Origin of the sequence: Christiangramia aquimixticola (assembly GCF_048285835.1) — a bacterium.
GTDB lineage: Bacteria > Bacteroidota > Bacteroidia > Flavobacteriales > Flavobacteriaceae > Christiangramia > Christiangramia aquimixticola.
In genome coordinates, this window is the sequence record NZ_JBLVTL010000004.1 from 12,271 (window position 1) to 18,192 (window position 5,922).

Annotated in this window: 7 protein-coding genes; 6 read left to right on the forward strand and 1 reads right to left on the reverse strand. The window is 32.3% G+C overall.

All coding sequences use genetic code 11. From position 1 onward, the window contains the following. The 6 genes from ACNKXV_RS09275 to ACNKXV_RS09300 form a co-directional block, all read left to right on the forward strand. The coding region (locus ACNKXV_RS09275; RefSeq protein ID WP_417907447.1) for a hypothetical protein at window positions 1-708 on the forward strand (708 nt) is incomplete at its 5' end. Between the two features lie 173 nt (window positions 709-881). Then, on the forward strand, window positions 882-1,391 hold the full coding sequence (locus ACNKXV_RS09280; RefSeq protein WP_417907448.1) for a hypothetical protein: 510 nt from the start codon (window positions 882-884) through the stop codon (window positions 1,389-1,391). Between the two features lie 199 nt (window positions 1,392-1,590). After that, a complete protein-coding gene (locus tag ACNKXV_RS09285; protein ID WP_417907449.1) occupies window positions 1,591-1,971 on the forward strand; it encodes a VOC family protein in 381 nt (126 codons plus the stop codon). 189 nt (window positions 1,972-2,160) lie between these two features. Beyond that, complete coding sequence (locus ACNKXV_RS09290) at window positions 2,161-2,781, forward strand: hypothetical protein (protein WP_417907450.1); 621 nt, start codon at window positions 2,161-2,163, stop codon at window positions 2,779-2,781. A gap of 240 nt (window positions 2,782-3,021) precedes the next feature. Beyond that, entirely contained in the window at window positions 3,022-4,002 is a 981-nt protein-coding gene (locus tag ACNKXV_RS09295) for an alpha/beta hydrolase (protein ID WP_417907451.1), read from the forward strand. 166 nt (window positions 4,003-4,168) lie between these two features. Then, complete coding sequence (locus ACNKXV_RS09300) at window positions 4,169-4,570, forward strand: hypothetical protein (protein WP_417907452.1); 402 nt, start codon at window positions 4,169-4,171, stop codon at window positions 4,568-4,570. Window positions 4,571-4,622: 52 nt separating this feature from the next. Here the strand turns inward: ACNKXV_RS09300 and ACNKXV_RS09305 are convergent, their stop codons facing one another. Then, window positions 4,623-5,582: an IS110 family RNA-guided transposase gene (locus tag ACNKXV_RS09305; RefSeq protein WP_417907746.1), complete on the reverse strand. Its 960-nt coding sequence runs from the start codon at window positions 5,580-5,582 to the stop codon at window positions 4,623-4,625. Window positions 5,583-5,922 lie beyond the last annotated feature (340 nt).

The window sequence follows — 5,922 nt, forward strand, 5'->3', positions numbered from 1 at the left end:
TTTATTTTCGGCGAAAATGTGAATTTTAAGTTTAACAACATTAGTGGTCTAAAGCGTATCAACGGTAAGACATATCCAGACTTATCAATGTTCATTGTAAAGAATGAAAAAGATACAATTTTATCAAAACCAAATCTTTTGCAGAACTTAAATAATGGGACTGAATTAAATCCACTTCAATTGAGAGCCAATTTTGTAGCTGCCCTACCCTATGAAAATGATGAAAAATATATTGTTCATATAAATATAAAAGATAGAAAAAGCGATAGGAAATTTACTTACGAACTTCCATTCACGGTAGTGGAAAGTGATATTTTGGAAATCAATGAAAACGGAATTGATTATTCAAATATCTATCTCTGGAATGAAACTTTGAAAGAACCGGTTTTAAATAAAAATGTCAGCTCAAAACATCAATTTATATTGATTTTAGAAGGAATTAAAGGCTTGAACGAAACTGATGAAATGGTATTTCCGATTTTTTCAATTGACATTCAAGATGCGAATGAAAAATCAATATTGTCCAGTCCAAATATTTTAGACTACGAAGAGAACGGAATAAACTCAAAAAATATTAACGAACAATTAGTGGCAAAAATAACTTTTCCACAAAATCAAATTGATAATCCTTGCAGAATAATAGCAACGGTAAAAGACAAAAATTCATCCAATAAATTAAAAATTACGGCTGAATTGAACGTAGAATAACTGTTGCCAACAACGGTTATCGCAAATAGGCGGTACCGTTAGAAAGAAAATAATTAACTTGATCAACTATTAAAACACTAAGCCGACAAATCCGCGTCCCTTACTCCGCCAACTTGCGTTAACCGGGACCGTTACCTGCAAGTTTTAGAAAAATAGAGTAAAGAACAAACTGAATGAAAAATGCAATTCTACTTTATAACCTAATAGTGATATTAATTTGCTTAATATTTAATACCATTGCAATATTCGAAGAAGGTGCAGAATTAGAATTTCTATTATTATCGGAATTTCTACTAATTATTGGATTGTATTATGGAATAAAAACCGCTTTAGAACCAAAACTTCATATTGGTAACTTTTTCTTTTTCATATTTAATTTATTACAAGTACTGACAATAGGTGTTTTCGGATTCGTATATAAATTAAGCTATGGGCCACAAATTTTTATAAATCTCTTTAATCAAAATGACTGGTTTCTAGATGTTGATTTAAACTTTTATACAAGAATCCTCTATATTTTTCAAACGCCACCTGATGGATTATTTTTTATAGGTATAAATATAATTCAGCTATTACTTACTATTTATTTTTTCAAGGAAATGAGAAAAATATCTGGATACATTTTACCAAAGCAAGTGTTGGATAAAAGTGAAATAAAAATTCATAATAAAACCAGCAGGTAACAACGGTTATCGCAAATAGGCGGTACCGTTAGAAAGAAAATATTTAACTTGATTAACTATTAAAACACTAAGCCGACAAATCCGCGTCCCTTACTCCGCCAACTTGCGTTAACCGGGACCGTTGTAAACAATGCAGAAACTTTTGTATAAAATAGAAAACCTAGCTGAGTATTTTGCATATAAAAATTCGTGAGGTAAAATGATAAAAACAGAACCGATAATTGCCGTAAAAAGTGTAGAAAAGAGCTCGAAATTTTATCAAAACTTATTGGGTTGCTTAAGCAAACACGGCGGATCAGTATTCGAGATCTTAACGGATAAATATGGGGAGCAAATTTTGTCTCTTCATAAATGGGGCGAACACGAACATCCAACTTTTAAAGACCCGAAAAATGCTGGGAATGGATTGATTTTATATTTTGTTGTCAATGATTTAAAACCAATTTGGGAGAACGCAAAAAAGCTAAATGCAAGAATTGAAAGCGAACCAAGATTAAACCCGAATTCTGGGCGAATGGAATTTTCAATTCGAGATTTGGACAATTATTACGTTTCAGTTTGTTCAAAAAAAACGGACTAAATTTTAGTGAATAAAAAAAGGGATAATACAAACATTTAGAAAAGCACTATTTACAACATCGGTTAAGCGCAAATAGCGGGCATTCAGATGAAAAGTACTATTTTAGAGACCAAGTAAAAAACAACTAAGCCGACAAGAACGTGTCCCTACTCCACGCCACTTGCCTTAACCAAGACCGTTGTAACGCATATGAGAAAAATTCTAACTATAACAATAATCGGACTAATTCTCTATTCGTGTTCATCCTCACAAGGAGATTTCACCTATTTAGATATTAATAATAAAGAAATATCAAAATCAGAATTCCGACTAAAAAGGTCAACAAACAAGTATTTAGATGTTCAGCTTGATACATTAAATCAGAAAAAATTAGTAGAAAGAACAAAAACAGGAAAAATTGAAAATTTAAAGATATATCGTTCTCTAATTTCAAATAAACCTTCCGAACAATTAGATTATTCAAAGCCTATTGTGGTTTTATATTATCCTGGAAAAGATCCTTGCAGTTCAAGTGGATCAGCTACAAAAGAATCACTAAAAAATTGGTATCGAACTCTAGAAGATGGAGTTCAACAATTAAAAGCTAACCCTCCTATTTACTTATATAAAGATAAAGAAGGCTTAGAAAAGTATGAAGGAGTAATCAATTTGTATAAAGATCCTGATGGCTTAACCGAGAAATTATTTTTTAAATATCATTATCCTTGCTCAAGTTTCGTAGTAATTTCTTCAGGTGGAGAATATGTCTCTTATTTTGGAGAATTTAGTAAAGAATACGTTTGGAATGCTATAAATTTAGTTTCGGAGTAGCATACGCGTTACAACAACGGTTATTGCAAATAGGCGGTACCGTTAGAAAGAAAATTATTTAACTTGATCAACAATTAAAACACTAAGCCGACAAATCCGCGTCCCCTACTCCGCCAACTTGCGTTAACCGGGACCGTTGGCAAACATTTCAATTCAGCATTCCATTAATACAACTCAGTAACTTTTTTTAAAAATTATTAACGGCTAAAAATACTTTAGGGTAATAATTAAAATCTAAGAATGAAAAAAAATCTAAAGCGAGTAGTAATATTTTTAGCAGTCAATGTATGTATATTCTTCATAACTGCATTAGTACTTATCAATTGGCCAATTCCTAAAAAAGAGAAAATCGAAAATTATGATTATAGTTCTATTGATACTCTGTCGGTAAAATCTTTTAGAAAAAATGAGAAATGGATTAAAATGCGTGATGGCAATAATTTATTTAGTGAAATTTATCCAAGTCAATCTACCATCGCTTTAATTTTAATACATGGTAGTGCATCAGAAAGCCGATACCTGGAAACATTAGCTGGTAATATTTCTCAAGATAACTTTGCCACAGTAATAACACCGGATTTGAGAGGTCATGGACGTAATCTAAAAGATCAATCTGACATAAAATACATTGGTCAATTGGAAGAAGATATTGAAGATATTATCATGTACTCAAAAGATAGCTTAAATGCTAAGAAAATTATTTTGGCAGGACATTCTTCAGGAGGCGGTTTAGTTTTACGATATATAGGCAATTCAAACCTAATTAAAATTGATAAAGCTATAATGATTGCACCATACCTAGGACATGATGCTCCAACCGTAAAACCGGAAAGTGGTGGGTGGGTAACAGTTGGAGTTAAAAGATGGGTTGGGTTATCTATGTTGAATTCTATTGGTATTCAAAATTATAATGAAAAACCCGTTCTATTTTTCAACCGACCAGAAGCCTATGAAGATAGCTTACAAAACAAATCCTATTCCTACCGTATGGCAGTAAATTTTGCACCTAAAGACTATGAAAACGATATTGCTAACTTGCGAACAAGTAGCTTAGTATTAGTGGGTGCTGAAGATGAGAGTTTCTTCTCCAGTAAATTTAAAGAAGTTTATAGCCCAGCTTTTAAATATGCTGATGTACAAATTATGGAAAATGTAAATCATCTAAATATTGTGAAGGATAGTGATGTATTGACAAGAATTGAGAATTACATTTTAAATTAATAGTTTAGAAACGTTTGCCCACAACGGTTATTGCAAATAGACGGTAGCGTTAGAATGAAAATATTTAACTTGATCAACTATTAAAACACTAAGCCGACAAAGCCGCATCCATGATTCCGCGCCACTTGTCGATATACGAAACCGTTGCAACATTTAAATGCCGAAAATGAAGATTAAATACAACGAGGCAGAGAAAATTATAGAAATTCAAGATAAATTGAATGGTCATTATTTTATATTGAAATTCCTAATGATTCTAAATTTGACAACGGCGCTTTACATTCTTCATGATATACATAAAACTGGTTTAGGGGTTATAAAAATGATATGGGTTTTTGTTGGAACTGTCTCTTTGATTGTTTTATATTTTTTGATTTTCAAAAAATCAACTCCAAACAAAATACCGATTGAAAAAATTGATCATTTAAAGCAGAGAACCATATTTGTCAGAAAAATAATTTCCTTGGAATTAAATAATGGAAAAAGCCGAGATTTAAACGAAATTAAAACTAAAACGCAAATTAAGGAATTGAAAGAAATGTTTTCGGAAATCGGAATAGCAAATTGATTTATTAGACGTTGTACAACAAAGAACTAAGGTAAAATCTAAGTACTTAAGACTAATTTCGACAAAAAAATTCCTGGTAATAGGTTCCTGATTTAGCGATGGCAAATGCTTGTTTCAATAGCTTATTACATACTGCTATTAATGCTAGCTTTTTACTCTTGCCCTTTTCAACTATTCGTTCATAGATTTCTCTACAAGCTTTATTGGTTTTACATGCAGTGAAGCTACACATGAATAGTAAATTCCGAAGCTTTCGATTGCCTACTTTACTAATTCTACTTCGCCCTCTTACACTTGATCCTGATTGCCTAATCGTGGGTGTAAGCCCACTATAGCAACAAAGTTGCCTCGCATTCTCAAAATTGGTGAATCCATCGGTAAGTACAATCAAAAACATCGCGGTCTTCTTTCCCATTCCAGGAATACTGGTTAATTGTCCCAATTGCTCTACCTGGATTTTTCTGACTAAGGATTCCAGCTTGTTGTCGATCTGAGCTAACTCCTTCTCTAATTGTTTTAGCATTCGAACAAGGGATCTACTTACTGTCTTTGAAGGTGTACCTAAGGCTTTCTCGCCATGGAGCTTATTCTTAACAGCTGTACGTTGTTTAAGATAAAGACCCTGAAGACTAAGTAATTGTAAGCATTCAGCCTGAACTGCATTTCTGCCGTTGTACAGTGAAACTTGAGTAGCCTGTGCATACTCACAGATCGCTTTCGCATCGCTCTTATCGGTTTTGATTTTAGAGAGCTTCATTTGAATAAATCGCTTCACCGAAAGGGGATTCACAACAGATACCGTTATCCCTTTTTCATAGAGATACTGAGCTAACCTGTAATGGTGGTAACCCGTTGCCTCCATTATTACCAGACTATCTTCTTTAATAAACTTCAATAAGCATTTAAAGCCCTTTACATCATTAGAAAATTGATCATGCTTGCCAGTTTGATCAACTACATCAAAGAATGATTTACTAATGTCTACTCCGTAATAATATTTAATTTTATCCATAGGAAAATGATTGAAAAGAACAGCCACTTTATTTTTCATCGACTTTAAAACCAAATCCAGGTCTCACAAAACTAAACGAAATTCAAAGTAGAAAAGAGAGGGGATTATCATTGTTGACGGAATTGTGAGTTCCCACGGTTATCTTAATCTTATTCCTCTCTTTTGTTCTTTTTGGTTAAAAAAAAATTTAAAGAAATTAAACTTAATAAGAACTGAGGTAAATTTTCATGAAGTCTAGTTAAATATTTAAATTGATAAAATTTGGCGGTACATTTGGCGGTACAAATCAAATTAAAAAATCCGTAAACAGCCTATTTTTAGCTATTTACGGATTCACTCT

Coding starts and splice junctions, on each gene's coding strand:
- ACNKXV_RS09280 (WP_417907448.1), top strand. CDS start 882: ATGAAAAATGCAATTCTACTTTATAACCTAATAGTGATATTAATTTGC.
- ACNKXV_RS09285 (WP_417907449.1), top strand. CDS start 1,591: ATGATAAAAACAGAACCGATAATTGCCGTAAAAAGTGTAGAAAAGAGC.
- ACNKXV_RS09290 (WP_417907450.1), top strand. CDS start 2,161: ATGAGAAAAATTCTAACTATAACAATAATCGGACTAATTCTCTATTCG.
- ACNKXV_RS09295 (WP_417907451.1), top strand. CDS start 3,022: ATGAAAAAAAATCTAAAGCGAGTAGTAATATTTTTAGCAGTCAATGTA.
- ACNKXV_RS09300 (WP_417907452.1), top strand. CDS start 4,169: ATGAAGATTAAATACAACGAGGCAGAGAAAATTATAGAAATTCAAGAT.
- ACNKXV_RS09305 (WP_417907746.1), bottom strand. CDS start 5,582: ATGGATAAAATTAAATATTATTACGGAGTAGACATTAGTAAATCATTC.